This is a genomic window from Novosphingobium sp. SG751A, from assembly GCF_013149295.1.
Classification (GTDB): domain Bacteria; phylum Pseudomonadota; class Alphaproteobacteria; order Sphingomonadales; family Sphingomonadaceae; genus Novosphingobium.
In genome coordinates, this window is record NZ_JABGCB010000020.1 from 1 (window position 1) to 15,930 (window position 15,930).

Below are 15,930 nucleotides of genomic sequence, written 5' to 3' on the forward strand. Positions count from 1 at the left end.
ACCGAGATCGAAATCGCATGGGGTGGGGCATGCCCCACCCCATGCGATCGCCTCAATCTACACCGGAAATTACACCACGAGCCCGGACGCTAACCGATCACCGTCGGGCTCAGACCGATCAGGACGCCTTGTGCATGGCAGCAGGCCAAAGGCCAAGCGCTATTCTGCCTTCAAAATCAATCCGCAAACCGGCAACCGCATCAAATCCATGAAACCATGCACCCGGACACTGTCATTCTGTGCTCCATAAGGCTAAAGCATCAGGGCAGGTCTAGCATATTTTTAGTTGTACGGGCTTTCCTGCAATTTATAGTAAAGTTTTACGGGGCGGAACATCGACCTTTATGGTTGCGCAGAGATTCGCAGGCGGTCGATAATATTGGGTTTCACGGGATGACTATCAGCACGGTTCGTTTCAAAAAATTTGCACTTTCCATGGCTCTGGTGATGGGCGGCACCAGCGTGATGGCGCAGGAGGTTGATCGCAACGGCAATCGCATGGGCATGCCCGAAGTGGCGGCAGCGCCCCGGCCGGTCGATCCCCGCGCCTCGGGCCGCTTTGTTGCCGGCAATTTTCAGCGCTGGTACGCAGCGCATGGCAAGCCCAGCATTTTGGTGTTCTGGAACCGCGAATTGGGCGAGGACAGCGTTTCGCGCTATTCGCTGCAGGCCAGTTCGAGCGGGTCGCGGTCCGGCGACAGCCAGAATTTCTCTTATGAAACCAACACCGAAGTCGGCGTAAAGCGTCAGTCGGGCGGGCTGGCCACCGATCTGACCGGGGTGCCGATGCAAAGGGTCGAAGGCGCGTTCATGAGCGAGTTTCTGCATGCGGGCGGGCGGTTGCTCGACCGCAATGCCCTGATGCGCTCGATCAGCACCAAGGTTTTGGCCCAGAGCCGCGACGATGTGCAATATCTTGAAACACTGGCGCTCAAACAGGGCGTGACCTATCTGGTCGAAATCGTGCCGAACGAAACCGATAATGGCACCACCGATCTGGCCATGTCGGTCAAGATCAAACATTTGCCCAGCTCGGCCTTGGTCGCGCAATTCGTTTCCAGCGCCACGCCGCCGTCCGGGCCTACAAGGTATGAGGCGCGCGGCAACCGCTATGTGGCGGTGCAGGATCAAGATATCACGCCCGAAGGCATCGGTCGCCAACTGGCCGGCGATGTGATGCGCGAACTGGCGCGCTGACGCAATAAGGAGAGCGGACGCCTCGGCTTCCGCTCTCCTTATTCATCGAGCCAGTCGGTCAGCGAGCCTGCCGAATCTCGACGTAATACTGACGCGAGGTCATGTTGGTCGAGACGGTCTTGTACACCGTCACGCCCTGTGGCGGCAGGTTGACCCGGCTCCACGACTGCGCCGCATCGCTGGGCGCGCCCGAGGCATCATACCAGCTCGAACGAACCTCCAGCATCAGCGGCACATCGACCTTGTTGCGAATTTCGACCGAAAGGCGCGAAAAACCCGTTTCCGAGGGCGACACGGTGACATTCTCGATGTCCAGCGCGGACGCCACCTTGGTGCCCGAACGGTTCTTGTAATGGGCCAGCGTGGGATCGACCACGCGCACCGAATTGAGCGCGGGACGGATCTGATTCTGATTATCGATGCGGACCCCGCCTTCGGTCCCTTCGTTGCAACCCGAAAGCGTCGCCATCAGGGCCAAAGCCAGCCCGCCCTTCACAAACATTTTCATCGGCATTGCTCCTAGTTTAACCCATTGACTTATAGCACTAAACCCTATCGGGAACGCACCAGCGCCATTTTGCCGTTCTTGCCCGAAGGTTCGAGAGCGAGTTCCTTTTCCACGCCCGCCGGTGTGCCGTCGGGATTGCGGAATTGCGCCACCAGTTTGGCCCCGGCGGCCTTTTTTGAATTGAGCGTCAGAATGTGAATGCCATCGGGCAGCGAACTCCACGTGCGCGTATCGGCCGTGGGCTTGGCATTGGCCGCGATCAGCGCGATCACGCCGCCCACCGCCCCCATGCCCACGCCGACATCACCGGCAATCCGCCCCACGCTGGAATCATGCAGGAACGTGTTGCTCTGCGCCACGCTGCTGACCGTCAGCGCCACGTCCGACGCCTTGAGCAGCGTCGAGCCGATCGCATTGCTGGTGTTGACGAATTCGACCTTGCCGTTGAGGATCTTGTCGATCTGGCGCGCGCCGCGTGTGTTGGCCTGCCAATAGACGTCCTCCATCGGATAGAAGGGCGCTTCGCCCCCCACGCCCATCAGCACTGCGCTGTTTTCGGTAAAGCCCTTGCCCCGCTTGTAAACGAAATAGGCATGGGCCGCGCCATCGCCCAGCTTGCGCGGGGCCGAACCGGTTTCAGCGATGATGAGCGTATCGTCATCCTTGCCGATGCCGGGGAACCCCGAGCGCAGCTTGGCCAAACGCTCCAGCGTTTCATCGCGCAGGGCATAATCGTGGTTGAGATGCGACGCCCATGCCTCAAGAAACAGCATGATGGCGAAATCGCACTGAAACTGCTCTTCCTCGGCAAAGGCATCCTGCATCTGCCCCTGACGGAAAGCGGCGCGCGCATTTTCATAATCGCCCGCGCGCAGGTACAGCAGGCCGCGGTAATAATAGACCATGACCCGTTCATAAGGTTCACCCTTGAACGGCTTTACCGATTCCGAATACCACAGGCTGCGCGCCTTTTGGGCCGCGGCATTGTTGTTATAGACCGATTCAATGCGCAAAATCGCATCGTCGAGCATCACCCGCGAACGGTCGATGTCGCCCTGCCAGAAAGAGCGGGCGCCCACCTCCATCTCGTTAAGCACGCGGTTGCGCTCGCCCTCTTTGTCGATGCGCGCTTCATACATCTCGGCATTGCCCGAGGGCGGGATAACGCCCAGCCCCTGAGCCATGGCAAACGAAGGAGCCAGCAGCAGCAAGGCGCCGGCTCCCATCGCTTTTTTCAGGCCGAGATGTCGTCCGCTCCGCCGATCAGCGGTAAACGACACCACCATCGCCAGCCTCTTTCTTGAATTCGAAAATATTCGACCAGATGATGTTCGAATATTCCATATCCACCATGCGGAACATGATCTGGGTATAGCGCGAGCGCTGCCCATTGGCGGTGTTGACCGCATCGCGCGTGCTGATGCGCCCGGTCAGAGCATAGTCGACACCGGCCACAGCGGCGGTCTGCCCCGTGGTGCCCTTGTCGACCAGCCCCTTGCGCTTCATGTCGCGCTCGGCCTGGATGTCTTCCAGATCCTCGCGGCTGATGAACATCACGCGCCCCTGCGCCGCCCGGTTCAGGCCGACAAGTATGCGATCAGTGATCAGCGCCTTGTCGATGATTTCCGAACTCTGGTTCTTGAAGCTGCTGGGATCGACCAGCACGCGCGGCGGCGTCTTGGCGTTAAGCAGCGCAGGAACCGTCAGCAAGTCGCGCACCATCTGGTCGGCCATCGCGATGATGTCCTGCGATTCGGTGCCCACGCCCCGCACATCGCCCGAGGAATCGGCGGGGCGATAGACGCTTGCCGGCGGCTTGGGCGCGGCCAGCGCCACGCCCGGCATGGACAGCAGGCCGCAAGACAGGGCGAAAGTCGCGATACGACCAGATTTTGTGCCCGATTTCGTGATAGCCATCATGTTGCTCCGATTATTCCCAATTACTTCTTCTGGGCGTGCTGAAGCGCGCTCTGGTAACGGTCCTTCAGCTCGGGGTAAATCGAATAGGTCGCATCGAGGATCTTGTTATACTCGGCGTGAGTCGAATATTTGGCATAGACAAAGACCAGCATCGCATCGCCATTGTCGAACGACAGGTCCGAGCTGCTCTTGAGAAAAGCTTCGCCGCCGATCGACTTGAGCGCGATAGCGCGACCGGCCGAATTGCCCAGCGATTTGCCCAACATACCGCCGACAAAAGGCACCTGGCTGAGCGCCTGCTGCCCCGCATACTGGCCCGCCGCGCTGCCGATGGCGCCGCCCGCGCCAACCTTCATCGCCTTCGTCACCCATTCCGCCGTCACCCCGTCCGAGGTGAAGGGCGACATATACTTGCCCGAATTGCCCTCAATCGGCGAAGGCGCGACAAGCGTGTCGGCAGCGGGCAGCTTGGGCGCGCCAAGCGAACCGAGCAGACCGGCCTGCGCCGGCTGTGAGGCGACGGTGAGCGACCCGGCAACCGCCAGCCCGGCAATAACAAATGCCTTGAGAATAATACGCATGGAACCCCCTTAACCATTCGAAGGCGCATATTCGGCGCCGCACATGCCCCCGTGCGGTGGATCGCAGATATGACCTTGGCGTTCAGCTAAGGATAATTCTTGGCCGCGTCTAGGTAAAATAGATGCATAACCGTATAGCTTATCCACGATTGCGGCGAGAATTTCGCCATACAACGGCACGTTGAAAAATAACTTGTTTATTTACATGAATTTACCAATGCGTTTTATCAATCATCCGAAGATAACCTCAAACGCTGATTTCCACTCGCCTTATACATCTAAACCAAACGGCCAATTGTCCAATTCAGACGGTATTCAATCCACCCAAAATCCGGCGACAGCGAAAGTATCCCAATAGAGTTTATCTTGCCGTCATTGCGAAAATCATGAAAACATTCACGATTCCGACGCTGACAAACGCGCCGAAAGCATGGGCGGGCAAGCAATGCGCCCACACCGCATACATAGAAAGGGGCGCCCTCCCTATCGGAAAAGCGCCCCTTTCGGCCAATGGCCCCCGCCCCACCCCAGCGTGACGGCGCAGGACCAAACCAACTATTCGATAAACGGCTCCACCGCGCGCACGTGGCCGCGCAGGAAAGCGTCCGCCACATGGCGCAGCGGGGCAATATCGACATCGCTCTGCCCCCCGGCCACAAGCGCGGCGAAACGGGCATAGAGTTCGGGATATTCCCGGTCCTCATCCTCACGCACGCCTTCGGGCAGCGTCAGCACCGAACCACCCTTGGCCAGTTTCAGCACGCCATCGTCGGTCTGGATGATCATGTCCCAGCTTTGCGGGCCGGTCTGGCGGAAATCCAGATCCATATGGATCGGCGTGCCTGCGCTGTCGGTAAAGGTCAGATCGGCGGCAATCGGCGCCTGACAATTCGACGGCACCTCCAGCGTGGCATCGGTCAGGAAGAACGGACGCGGCAGGATATGCGTGGCGATGGAAAGCGCATTGATACCCGGATCGAACACGCCCAATCCGCCCGCCTGCCAGATCCATGCCTGCCCCGGATGCCAGACGCGCACGTCCTCCCGCCAGATGATCTTCACATCGCGGATCGCCCGATCAGCCAACCATGTCTTCGCCGGCTCCACCCCGGCCGCATAGCGCGAATGCCACGAGGCAAACAGCGTCACCCCCGCCTCGTCGGCCATGGCGCGCAGGGATTCAACCTCGGCCAAAGTCGCGCCGGGCGGCTTTTCCAAAAAGACATGCAGCTTGTGCTGCAACGCCTTGACCGCCAATTCGTATCGCACCTGCGGCGGGGTGCAGAGCGCCACCGCATCGACCGCGATGCCCGATGCCAACAGATCGTCCAGATCGGCAAACCACGGCACGGAAAGCTCCGGGTCATGGCGACTGACCGTGGCGACCAGTTCGTAGGCCGGATTGGCCGCAATGGCGGGCAAATGCTGATCGCGGGCGATTTTGCCCACGCCGATGATGGCGATGCGGATGGCCATGGCTTAGAGCACCTTAACCGAGACAGTTTCCGCCGCCGCGATGGCAAGGCGGTTGCGCAGCGGCAATGTAAAGGGCGCAGCGCTGATTTCGAACTCATCGCCGGGGTTCGTGCGCACTTCGTCCGAGAAGGACAGCGTGGCCGTGCCGAAGAAATGCACATGCACATCGCCCGCGCGGCGGAACAGGCCATATTTGAAATGGTGCTGTTCAAGGTTGCCGATGCTGTGCGACATATTCGCCTCGCCCGACAGGAAGGGCTTTTCCCAGAGCAGCGCGCCGTCGCGATAGATCCGGCTGGCGCCGCGAATATCCTCGGGCACTTCGCCGATCAGCAATTCGGCGCCCAGCGCCGCCACGCGCAGCTTGGAATGGGCCAGCCACAGGTAATTGTGCCGCTCGGTCACATGGTCGGAAAATTCATTGGCCAGCGCGAGGCCAAGCCGGAAGGGCGTGCCGTCCGGGCCGACGATATAGACGCCCGCCAGTTCGGGCTCCTCGCCGCCATCCTGCGCGAAAGCGGGGCTGAGCAGATCGTCGCCGGGGCCGACAAGCTGCGAACCATCGCCCTTGTAGAACCATTCGGGCTGCTGACCGATCTGGCCCGCTGCGGGCTTGCCGCCCTCGACGCCTTCAAGGAACATGCGCATCGAATCGGTCAGTTTTTCACCCGAAGCGGCAGCGGCGTGCATCTTGTTGCGGCCTTCCGCCGAACCCAGATGGGTCAGCCCCGTGCCGGTCATCCACAGATGCGCAGGGTCTTCATGGTCAATCGGGGCCAGCAGGCGGCCAGCGGTCAATTCCGCGGCAATATCCACGCCTGCGCCCTTACCGGCGGCCTCAGCCTCCGCCGCCAGCGAACGCCCCGCCGCAATCGCGCGCAGAGCCAGTTCGCCGGTGGAGGAAACACCGTTCAGAAACCAGGCCTGATCCCCATCGGCAAAAATAACGGAACGCGCGCCATCATCGGCGCGATGTTGCAAAAGGCGCTGGGCCATCGTCAAAACTCCTTGCCCCGCCGGGATGCCCGGCGGGGATGAATGGCAAAAATCAGAGCGTCAGGACGCCGTCGATCAGACGCGGCGCGCCATCGCCGCGCGCATCATCGCGCAATTCGGCGGGCAGCAGCGCAGGCGCGATGTTCTGATAGCTGACCGGACGCAGGAAACGGTCGATGGCAAGGCTGCCCACCGAGGTCGTGCGCGGATCGCTGGTGGCCGGGAACGGTCCGCCATGGACCATCGCATGGGCCACCTCAACGCCCGTGGGCCAGCCATTGGCGAGGATACGGCCCACCTTGCGCTCAAGCACCGGCAGGACGGCGGCGGCCAGATCAGCGTCGGCATCATCCATATGCAGCGTGGCGGTCAATTGCCCTTCCAGACCCTTGAGCACAGCGGTCAGCTCCGCCTCATCGGCGCAGCGCACCAGGATCGAGGAGGCCCCGAACACTTCATGCGCCAGCGCCGGATTGGCGAGGAAGGCCGAAGCCGTGGTCTGGAACAGGATCGCGCCGCATGCGGTGCCCTCGCCCGGCGTACCAGCGGCCAGTTGTTCCACGCCCTCGGCGCCTGCCAGAGCCGCCGTACCGCTGCGATAGGCATTGCCGATGCCCGTGGTCAGCATGACCTGCGCGGGGGCCTGCGCCACGGCGCCCGTGGCGGTGGCGACAAATTCGTCCAGCCCTTCGCCCTCAATCGCCAGCAGCAGGCCGGGGTTGGTGCAGAACTGGCCCGCGCCCATGGTCAGCGAGCCGACGAAAGCGTTGCCCAGCGCCGCGCCGCGCGCCTTGAGCGCTTCGGGCATCAGCAGGACGGGGTTGATGCTGCTCATTTCGGCATAGACCGGGATCGGCACCGGGCGCGAGGCCGCCAGATTGGCCAGCGCCAGACCGCCCGCACGCGACCCGGTAAAGCCCACCGCCGCAATGCGCGGGTCGGTTACCAGCGCCGCGCCCAGTTCGTTCGACGGGCCGACCAGATGGCCGAACACACCGCTGGGCAGACCGCAAGCCGCAACCGCCTTGGCGATGGCCGAGGCCACCAGCGCGCCGGTTTCGGGGTGCGCCGGATGGCCCTTGACCACCACCGGGCAGCCGGCGGCCAGCGCCGAGGCGGTGTCGCCACCAGCGGTCGAAAAAGCGAGCGGGAAGTTGGACGCGCCAAACACCGCCACCGGCCCTACCGGGATCATGCGCAGGCGCAGATCGGGGCGCGGCAGAGGCGCGCGGTCGGGCAGCGCGGGATCAATGCGCAATTGCTGCCAAGCACCAGCACGCACCACCTGCGCGAACAGGCGGAGCTGGCCCATGGTGCGGCCACGTTCGCCCTCAAGGCGGGCGCGGGGCAGGCCGCTCTCGCGCATCGCCGCCACGATCAGATCGTCGCCAAGGGCAAGGATTTCATCGGCGATAGTTTCGAGGAAAGCAGCGCGCGCCTCGCGAGTGGTGGCGCGATAGGCATCAAACGCGGCATCGGCGGCGGCGCATACCGCCTCGACCTGCGCCAGACCATCGACCGTATAGGCCGGACCCGATGCCTGCCCCGTGGCGGCATCAATCGAACGAAATTCAGTCATCGAAAACTCCACATTGCACTACCGACCGTCGCTGATGCGTTTAGTCAGAGTAAAATCATTCCACCTCAAGATCCGGCAGGGCATGGGTGGGGCGCGAACCCCAGACCGCGTAGAACAGGGTGTAAAGCTCGCACACAGCGGTCAGGATGAAGGAGGTCTGCAACCCGTAACGGTCGGCCAGCCAACCCTGCACCGCGACCAGCGCTCCGCCCGCAATCGCCATGATCAGCAGGCCCGAACCTTCCTCGGTCAGCGGGCCAAGGCCGCGAATGCCCAGCGTAAAGATCGTGGGGAACATGATCGAGTGAAACAGGCCAACCAGGATCAGCGACCACATGGCCACCGGGCCGGAGGACACCACCGTGATGCTCATCACCACAAAGGCGCCGATCGAAAACACCGCCAGCACGATTCCGGCATCAACCTTCTGCATGATGGCCGAACCGATGAACCGGCCCACCATCATCCCGCCCCACAGCAGCGTGAGATAACGCCCGGCCTGCTCGGTGGTCATACCGCCGATGTCGGGGCGGCTGATGAAATTGATGAACAGATTGCCGACCCCGATTTCCGCGATCAGATAGATGAAGATCGCCGGAACCCCCAGCACCAGATTGCGATGCTGCCACAGGGGATGGTTCCAGAAACGGCTCCAGAGCGAGCCTTCGACGATGGCTTCCTTGACCCGGCGATTGGCCGCGCCGATGGCGGGCAAGGGAAAGCGCGCGATCACAATCGCCAGCACCGTCAGCACCACCGCGACAATGCCATAGGGCAGGATCACCGAATGCGCGTCGGCCAGACGTTCGGCCTGTGTCAGCACTGTGCCCGCCGCCGCCGTGCCGCCCTTCGACCGGCCAAGGATGAGCCATGCGCCAAACATCGGCGCCAGCATCGTTCCGGCTGAATTCATCGCCTGCACCAGATTGAGGCGCGAGGAGGCGGTTTCAGCCGGGCCGATGACCGCCACATAGGGATTGGCCGCGACCTGAAGCAAGGTGATCCCGCTGGCGATTACGAAGAGCATGGCCAGCGTGATGCCATAGGAGGGGATCGAGGCCGCCACCATCATGCCGACCGCCCCGCCCGCCATGATCAGCAGGCCGGTGACGAGCGATTTCTGATAGCCGATCCGCTCGATCAGCATGGCGGCGGGAATCGAGGCGAAGAAATAGGCGATGAACCAGACCGATTCGATCAAGGCCGCCTGAAAATAGCTCAGTTCAAACACCGAGCGCAGATGGGGCAGCAGCGTGCCGTTGATGACCGTGATGAAGCCCCACATGAAAAACAGCGTGGCCAGCAGGGATAGCGCACGGCCATAGCGACCATGGTGTTCATGGGACACGCCCATCGCAGCGACACTCGCACTCGAACCTACAGGGGGGGCCATCTCGATCCTCTCAAAAGCCGACCGCTTGCCTTTTGCACGGCATAGCAGCTTGCGCTCATCATATTTGTCGGACTATAGAGAGCGCAAGGCCGCGTCAATGGCCCAAGATTGCCGGGAGAGACTAGGCATGAAATTTTACGCTCTCGCATCACTCGCCGCCCTTTGTGCGGCGACGATGGCGAATGATGCCATGGCCGTAACGGCACAGCGCGAAAATGCCGGAAAACTGCCCGATGGGGCGGTGGTCGAAGCGGTGACGCTGAAAGCCGCCAATGGGGTTGCGGCGCGGATTTTGGCCTATGGTGCCACGCTGCAATCGCTGTTCGCGCCCGATGCAAAGGGGCGCAAGGCGGACATTGCGCTGGGCTATGACGATCTCGATTCCTATGTGAATCACCCCAACTATTTCGGGGCGACCATCGGCCGCTTTGCCAATCGCATTGCCGATGGACGTTTCGTGCTGGACGGCAAGACCTATCAATTGCCCCAGAACAACAATGGCCAGACGCTGCACGGCGGCGGGCGCGGCTTCGACAAGGTGTTGTGGAAGGTGGAATCCGTCACCTCCGGCCCGGTGGCAAAGCTCGTGCTGATCCACACCAGCCCCGATGGCGATTCCGGCTATCCCGGCACGCTCAAGGCCCGCGTCACCTACAGCCTCGATGAAAAGGGCAACCTCGGCATCCTGTTCGAGGCGGAAAGCGACAAGCCCACCATCGTCAACATGACCAACCACGCGCTGTTCAACATGGCAGGCGAAGGCAGCAGCGGCGGCGCGATGGACAATCGCCTGACCATTCCGGCCAGCGCCTATACGCCGGTGTCGGCCACGCTCATCCCCACGGGCGAGTTGCGCAAGGTGGCGGGCGGCGCGTTCGATTTCCGCGCCCCGCGCCGGTTGAACGATGCCCTGCGCGATGGCCGTGATGATCAGATCGTCGCCGGGCGCGGCTATGACCATAATTTCGCGCTGGACAAAGGCGTGACCGCCACGCCGCAACTGGCCGCGCGCCTTGTCGATCCGGCCTCGGGCCGCACGCTGGAGGTGCTGTCCACCGAGCCGGGCCTGCAATTCTATTCGGGCAATTTCCTAGACGGCACGCTGATCGGCAAGCATGGGCATCTTTACCGCATGGGCGACGGCATCGCGCTGGAACCGCAGAAATTTCCCGATGCGCCCAACCACAGCAATTTCATTTCCGCCCGCGTCGATCCCGGCAAGCCCTATCGCCATGCCATGATCTACCGCCTCACCATTTCGCATTGATTGAAGGCTTTATGACCGAAACACGCAAATTGCGCAGCCGCGCATGGTTCGACAATCCCGACAATATCGACATGACCTCGCTTTACCTTGAGCGTTACCTGAACTTCGGGATCAGCCTTGAGGAATTGCGCAGCGGCAAGCCGATCATCGGTATCGCCCAGACCGGCAGCGACCTTTCGCCCTGCAACCGCCACCACCTCGTGCTGGCCGAACGCATCCGCGAGGGCATCCGCGAAATGGGCGGGATTGCGCTGGAATTTCCGGTCCACCCCATTCAGGAAACCGGCAAGCGCCCAACCGCTGGCCTTGACCGCAATCTGGCCTATTTGGGTCTGGTCGAGGCGATTTATGGCTATCCGCTCGACGGCGTGGTGCTGACCACAGGTTGCGACAAGACCACGCCCGCGCTGCTGATGGCGGCGGCCACGGTCAACCTGCCCGCGATTGCGCTTTCGGTCGGGCCGATGCTCAACGGCTGGCACAAGGGCGAGCGGACCGGCAGCGGCACCATCGTGTGGAAGGGCCGCCAGATGCTGGCCGCAGGCGAGATCGACGATGAAGGCTTCATCAAGCTGGTGGCTTCGTCGGCCCCTTCGACCGGCTATTGCAACACGATGGGTACGGCCACGACCATGAACTCGCTGGCCGAGGCTTTGGGCATGATGCTGCCCGGCAGCGCGGCGATCCCTGCCCCCTATCGCGACCGTCAGGAATGCGCCTATCACACCGGCAAGCGCATTGTGCAGATGGTGCATGAGGATCTGAAACCCTCCGACATTCTGACGCTGGATGCGTTCCACAACGCCATTGCCGTCAATTCGGCCATCGGCGGATCGACCAATGCGCCGATCCATCTGGCCGCGATTGCGCGCCATGTCGGCGTCGAACTGCCCCTGTCGGACTGGCAGGACATCGGCCACAAGATCCCGCTGCTGGTGAACCTGCAACCGGCGGGCGAATATCTGGGCGAGGATTATTACCGCGCGGGCGGCGTGCCCGCCGTGGTGGCGCAATTGATGGGTCAGGGCCTGATCCGCGAGGGCGCCATGACCGTCAATGGCAAGACCATGGGCGAAAACTGCGCCAAGGCGACCATCGAGGATGAAAAGGTCATCCGCCCGTTCAGCCAACCGATCAAGGAAGAGGCCGGTTTCCTAGTGCTGTCGGGCAATCTGTTCGATGCGGCGATCATGAAGACCAGCGTGATTTCGGAAGAATTCCGCGCGCGCTATCTGTCCAACCCCAATGATCCCGAAGCGTTTGAAGGCCCGGCGGTCGTGTTCGACGGGCCGGAGGATTACCACCACCGCATCGACGATCCCGCCGTTGGCATCACGCCGCAAACCTTGATGTTCATGCGCGGGGCCGGGCCCATCGGCTACCCCGGCGCGGCCGAGGTCGTCAACATGCGTCCGCCCGCCTATCTCATCACCGAGGGCGTCTCGGCCCTGCCCTGCATAGGCGACGGGCGCCAATCGGGCACCAGCGGCAGCCCTTCCATCCTCAACGCCAGCCCTGAAGCGGCAGCCAATGGCGGCCTTGCGCTGGTGCAAACCGGCGACCGGGTGCGGATCGACCTGCGCAAGGGTACGGTCAATGTGCTGATTTCCGATGAGGAACTGGACGCCCGCCGCAAAGCATTGATCGAAGCGGGCGGCTATGCCTATCCGGCCAGCCAGACGCCGTGGCAGGAAATCCAGCGCGCACTGGTGGGCCAGATGAACAGCGGCGCCATTCTGGAAGGCGCGGAAAAGTATCAGCGCATTGCCCAGACCATGGGGCTGCCGCGCGACAATCACTGATGCGATAAGCGCTGACGTAAAAGGCCCGGACATTCGTCAATGTCCGGGCCTTTTACGCCAAGAGCGCTATGCCGGGTCGATCCCCGGTTGCGGCAGAACGCTCAACCCCATCTCCTCGGCGGTGTCCTTCATGGCAAGGTCCACCAGCACGCGCATAGCTTCGGCGGCGGCATCACCATCGCCTGCGGCAATCGCCTCATAGACTTTGGCGTGATCTGGAATCGGATTGCGCGGCAGGGCGCGGGAGCGCTGCTTGTACTGCGTGGTCCAATGCACCGCCGCGCCAATGCTGGCCGACAGGACCACCAGCGCCGGATTGCGCGTGGCGCGCAGGATGGCATCGTGGAAATCGCGATCGCCCGCTTTGCCCGCCTCGGTGGCCAGCGTGTGGCGACGCATCGCGCCCAGCGCATCCTTCATCGCGCGCAGATCCTCGCGGTCACGCCTTTGCGCGGCGAAACGCGCCGCCGCCGGTTCCACCACCGCGCGCAGTTCAAAGATACCGCGCACCAGCGCCGGGTCCGGCTCGCCCGAAAAGGCCCATGCCAGCACATCGGGGTCGAGCAGATTCCAGCGCGTGCGCGGCAGCACCCGCGTGCCCGCCTTGGGGCGACTTTCCACCAGCCCCTTGGCCGCCAGCACCTGCATCGCCTCACGCAGCGCCCCGCGCGACACATCAAGCGCCTGGGCAAATTCGACCTCGCTCGACAGCACCGTGCCGGGGGCATAGACCCCCGAAACGATATCCGTGCCCAACCGATGCGCGATGGCCCCCTGCAACCGGCGCCCCGTGCCGCGCTTGGCTTTCTTTGCGACGGCTTCTTCCGGGCCTTCTTCCGGCTCGGTCAAATTCCTGCCCCCAGAATCATCTTATTCGCCCCGTTCACTGTTTCAGCGATCCTCTTCCAGAATCCCCACGCCCCATGCGCCCAGTTCAAGCTTTTGCCCCGCGCCATATTTACGCTGGCTCAGCAACTCGGCGGATGCGGCCGGGATAGCATAGCTTGTCGGGGTGGGCGAATAGTTCAACACATAACGCACCTTGTGGCCATTGTTCAGCACGCCCTGACGCAGGACCAGCGGGAATTGCACCTGCTCGGCCCCGACCCCGGCCTGCGCCACTTCATCCTTCAGCAGCGCCGCGATGGTCTCATCGCCGGGCATGAAGCCGACATAGGTCACCTGCCCCCGCCCCCAAGCGTTGCGCGTGACCGCAGCATAATTGGGCCATGAGGGATGCTTGTAACGCGCGACGACCTTAGCTGTCGTAGGCTCGACAAATTCCATCCACCAGCGCACCTTGTTCGCCGCCTCGCCCACATGGAACGGGTCGCCATCGAGGGAGACGCCCACGGGCGCGGCGAACTGCTGATAATGGATGCCGGCGGCCTGTGCGATGCGGCCGGGCTGGTCGGCATAGCGGACCTTGACGTTCTCGTCCGAGAAGCCGCTCTTGAAGGTGTAGAGCAGATGGCCGCCCGCCTTGGCGTAATCGTTCAGCTTGTCGATCTCGGCATCGCCGGCGGCATAGAGCGCGGGAACCACGACGAATTTGTAATTGGAGAGCGGCGTGGTGGAATCGGGGGTGATGAAATCCACCTCGACATTCATGCGATAGAGCGCATCGTAATAGCCGCGCAGCACGTCATTATAGCCGATGGCGCGACCTTCGCCCTGCGGCTTGAACGCTTCAAACCCCGTCAGCGCCCGGTTGCTGACATAGATCGCCACCTTGTTCGCCTTGGTCATATTGACCAGTTTCGGCCCGATCCGCGCCAGATCCGCGCCGATCGTGGCGGCCTCGCGATAGGTGGCGTTGGGCTTGAAATCCTGAGACAGCAGCCCGCGCCAATAGGTTTCAATCGCATTGGCCGTCGTGCCCCAATGCCAATATTCCAGCATATTGGCGCCCGATGCCAGATGGCTGAACGCCTGCAAACGCAGTTGGCCCGGATAGGGCGTCCATTCCGGAAAGCCTTGCGCGGTGGTTTCCAGCACAAGGTAATTCTGCCCATTTTTGATCGAGCGCGCCAGATCGCCGCCCAGCGCGATTTCCGTGCCGGTCAGCTTGTCCTGTCCCGGGTGATAGATATCGACGCCCGCCACATCCAGGCTGCGCGCAGCCTGCCAGTGGTTCACATCGGGCTGGACGCCATAGGAATAGCCGCGCCACTCAAAGTCGAAATTCTGGGTCAGGAACTGGTCCTTGCGCGCGTGGGCTCGGACAAGATCCGCCTGCCAGCCCAGATATTCGGTCACCAGCCCGCGCTGAAATTCGGCGAAGGCGGCGTTCAGGCTCGCGTTGATCGAGCCGTTGACCGAGGGGAAATCCTCCCAGCGGTTGATGCGGTTGCTCCAGTAGTTCAGCCCATAGGCCTTGTTGAGCGCATCCAGATCGCCGCCGAACTTCTGCTTCATATGCTCAACGAAAGCGGCCTGCACATTGGGACCGCTGGTGCCATAGGCCTTGGTTTCATTGTCGAGCTGATAGCCGATGACCGCCGGATTATCCTTCACATGGTCGATCAGGGCGACAATCGCGCGCTGCGCCGCCTTGCGGAATTCGGGGCTGGTGATGTCCATGTTCTGACGGCGGCCATAGGTGTAGGGTCCTTGCGGCGTGGTCGCCAGCACATCGGGATGCTGCCGCACCAGCCATGTCGGCACGGCATAGGTGGGCGTGCCGATAATGACCTTGATCCCCGCCTTATGCATCGCGGCCAGAGTACGGTCGATATGGTGGAAGTCGAACACGCCGGGCGCGGTTTCCATCGTGCCCCATGTCGATTCGGCGATGCGCACGACGCTGATATGGGCCGCCTTCATCAACGCGACATCCTCGTCCAGCCGATCAGTCGGAGCATATTCGTCATAATAGGCCGCGCCGAACAGGATGCTTTGCGGCAAAACGGCCTGATCCCTGGGCTTTGGCGCCGTCTGGGCCCATATATTTCCCGGCAAAATCAGCGAAATCGCACCGAAACACAGTGATGCCAGAGCAGATTTCTTGAGCGGCGCCATCTCAGCTTTCCCCGATATTTTGATAAACTAATACAAGCCTAGCGCCCCATCGCGTCCTTGGCCAGCGGGGATGTACGCAATTTGCGTCAGATCAAGGAATGGCGAAAATCCGCCATTTCTGAACAGATTGACAGGATTGCCTGTGCCATTTGCGCAACATCGAGAAGTAAATACGCAAGAATTGACCATC

General features: G+C 62.1%; 13 protein-coding genes. 3 read left to right on the forward strand and 10 right to left on the reverse strand.

Features of this window, described 5'->3' with window-relative positions:
- Nucleotides 1-435: 435 nt before the first annotated feature.
- Nucleotides 436-1,197 (forward strand): hypothetical protein, encoded by a 762-nt coding sequence (locus FHW96_RS21470; protein WP_172342616.1) that lies wholly within the window; start codon nucleotides 436-438, stop codon nucleotides 1,195-1,197.
- A 58-nt stretch (nucleotides 1,198-1,255) separates the two neighbouring features.
- Here the strand turns inward: FHW96_RS21470 and FHW96_RS21475 are convergent, their stop codons facing one another.
- From FHW96_RS21475 to FHW96_RS21510, 8 genes are all read right to left on the reverse strand, one after another.
- Nucleotides 1,256-1,705 carry a DUF1425 domain-containing protein gene (locus FHW96_RS21475; RefSeq protein WP_172342617.1) on the reverse strand — a complete coding sequence of 150 codons (450 nt, stop codon included), beginning with the start codon at nucleotides 1,703-1,705 and terminating at the stop codon, nucleotides 1,256-1,258.
- A 44-nt stretch (nucleotides 1,706-1,749) separates the two neighbouring features.
- The gene (locus tag FHW96_RS21480; RefSeq protein WP_172342618.1) at nucleotides 1,750-2,991 is read right to left on the reverse strand and encodes a hypothetical protein; all 1,242 of its coding nucleotides are present in this window, start codon (nucleotides 2,989-2,991) and stop codon (nucleotides 1,750-1,752) included.
- Nucleotides 2,969-3,625: a penicillin-binding protein activator LpoB gene (locus tag FHW96_RS21485; RefSeq protein ID WP_253951135.1), complete on the reverse strand. Its 657-nt coding sequence runs from the start codon at nucleotides 3,623-3,625 to the stop codon at nucleotides 2,969-2,971. The genes FHW96_RS21480 and FHW96_RS21485 overlap by 23 nt, the downstream gene beginning before the upstream one ends.
- 20 nt (nucleotides 3,626-3,645) lie before the next feature.
- On the reverse strand, nucleotides 3,646-4,206 hold the full coding sequence (locus FHW96_RS21490) for a hypothetical protein (RefSeq protein WP_172342619.1): 561 nt from the start codon (nucleotides 4,204-4,206) through the stop codon (nucleotides 3,646-3,648).
- A 555-nt stretch (nucleotides 4,207-4,761) separates the two neighbouring features.
- Entirely contained in the window at nucleotides 4,762-5,682 is a 921-nt protein-coding gene (locus FHW96_RS21495; protein ID WP_172342620.1) for a Gfo/Idh/MocA family protein, read from the reverse strand.
- 3 nt (nucleotides 5,683-5,685) lie between these two features.
- Nucleotides 5,686-6,678, reverse strand: a complete 993-nt coding sequence (gene araD1, locus FHW96_RS21500; RefSeq protein ID WP_172342621.1) for an AraD1 family protein — start codon at nucleotides 6,676-6,678, stop codon at nucleotides 5,686-5,688.
- A 52-nt stretch (nucleotides 6,679-6,730) separates the two neighbouring features.
- Nucleotides 6,731-8,257 (reverse strand): aldehyde dehydrogenase (NADP(+)), encoded by a 1,527-nt coding sequence (locus tag FHW96_RS21505; RefSeq protein ID WP_172342622.1) that lies wholly within the window; start codon nucleotides 8,255-8,257, stop codon nucleotides 6,731-6,733.
- Between the two features lie 55 nt (nucleotides 8,258-8,312).
- Nucleotides 8,313-9,650 (reverse strand): sugar MFS transporter, encoded by a 1,338-nt coding sequence (locus FHW96_RS21510; RefSeq protein ID WP_172342623.1) that lies wholly within the window; start codon nucleotides 9,648-9,650, stop codon nucleotides 8,313-8,315.
- A gap of 127 nt (nucleotides 9,651-9,777) precedes the next feature.
- Between FHW96_RS21510 and FHW96_RS21515 the strand changes: the two genes are divergently transcribed.
- On the forward strand, nucleotides 9,778-10,917 hold the full coding sequence (locus tag FHW96_RS21515) for an aldose epimerase family protein (protein WP_172342624.1): 1,140 nt from the start codon (nucleotides 9,778-9,780) through the stop codon (nucleotides 10,915-10,917).
- Between the two features lie 11 nt (nucleotides 10,918-10,928).
- Nucleotides 10,929-12,719 carry an IlvD/Edd family dehydratase gene (locus tag FHW96_RS21520; protein ID WP_172342625.1) on the forward strand — a complete coding sequence of 597 codons (1,791 nt, stop codon included), beginning with the start codon at nucleotides 10,929-10,931 and terminating at the stop codon, nucleotides 12,717-12,719.
- Between the two features lie 66 nt (nucleotides 12,720-12,785).
- On the opposite strand, the gene FHW96_RS21525 is transcribed toward FHW96_RS21520, so the two are convergent.
- Together FHW96_RS21525 and FHW96_RS21530 are read right to left on the reverse strand one after the other, a co-directional pair.
- Nucleotides 12,786-13,568 carry a FadR/GntR family transcriptional regulator gene (locus FHW96_RS21525; protein WP_253951136.1) on the reverse strand — a complete coding sequence of 261 codons (783 nt, stop codon included), beginning with the start codon at nucleotides 13,566-13,568 and terminating at the stop codon, nucleotides 12,786-12,788.
- A gap of 42 nt (nucleotides 13,569-13,610) precedes the next feature.
- A complete protein-coding gene (locus FHW96_RS21530; protein WP_253951137.1) occupies nucleotides 13,611-15,626 on the reverse strand; it encodes a beta-galactosidase in 2,016 nt (671 codons plus the stop codon).
- Nucleotides 15,627-15,930 lie beyond the last annotated feature (304 nt).

Coding starts and splice junctions, on each gene's coding strand:
- FHW96_RS21470 (WP_172342616.1), top strand. CDS start 436: ATGGCTCTGGTGATGGGCGGCACCAGCGTGATGGCGCAGGAGGTTGAT.
- FHW96_RS21475 (WP_172342617.1), bottom strand. CDS start 1,705: ATGAAAATGTTTGTGAAGGGCGGGCTGGCTTTGGCCCTGATGGCGACG.
- FHW96_RS21480 (WP_172342618.1), bottom strand. CDS start 2,991: ATGGTGGTGTCGTTTACCGCTGATCGGCGGAGCGGACGACATCTCGGC.
- FHW96_RS21485 (WP_253951135.1), bottom strand. CDS start 3,625: ATGATGGCTATCACGAAATCGGGCACAAAATCTGGTCGTATCGCGACT.
- FHW96_RS21490 (WP_172342619.1), bottom strand. CDS start 4,206: ATGCGTATTATTCTCAAGGCATTTGTTATTGCCGGGCTGGCGGTTGCC.
- FHW96_RS21495 (WP_172342620.1), bottom strand. CDS start 5,682: ATGGCCATCCGCATCGCCATCATCGGCGTGGGCAAAATCGCCCGCGAT.
- araD1 (WP_172342621.1), bottom strand. CDS start 6,678: ATGGCCCAGCGCCTTTTGCAACATCGCGCCGATGATGGCGCGCGTTCC.
- FHW96_RS21505 (WP_172342622.1), bottom strand. CDS start 8,257: ATGACTGAATTTCGTTCGATTGATGCCGCCACGGGGCAGGCATCGGGT.
- FHW96_RS21510 (WP_172342623.1), bottom strand. CDS start 9,650: ATGGCCCCCCCTGTAGGTTCGAGTGCGAGTGTCGCTGCGATGGGCGTG.
- FHW96_RS21515 (WP_172342624.1), top strand. CDS start 9,778: ATGAAATTTTACGCTCTCGCATCACTCGCCGCCCTTTGTGCGGCGACG.
- FHW96_RS21520 (WP_172342625.1), top strand. CDS start 10,929: ATGACCGAAACACGCAAATTGCGCAGCCGCGCATGGTTCGACAATCCC.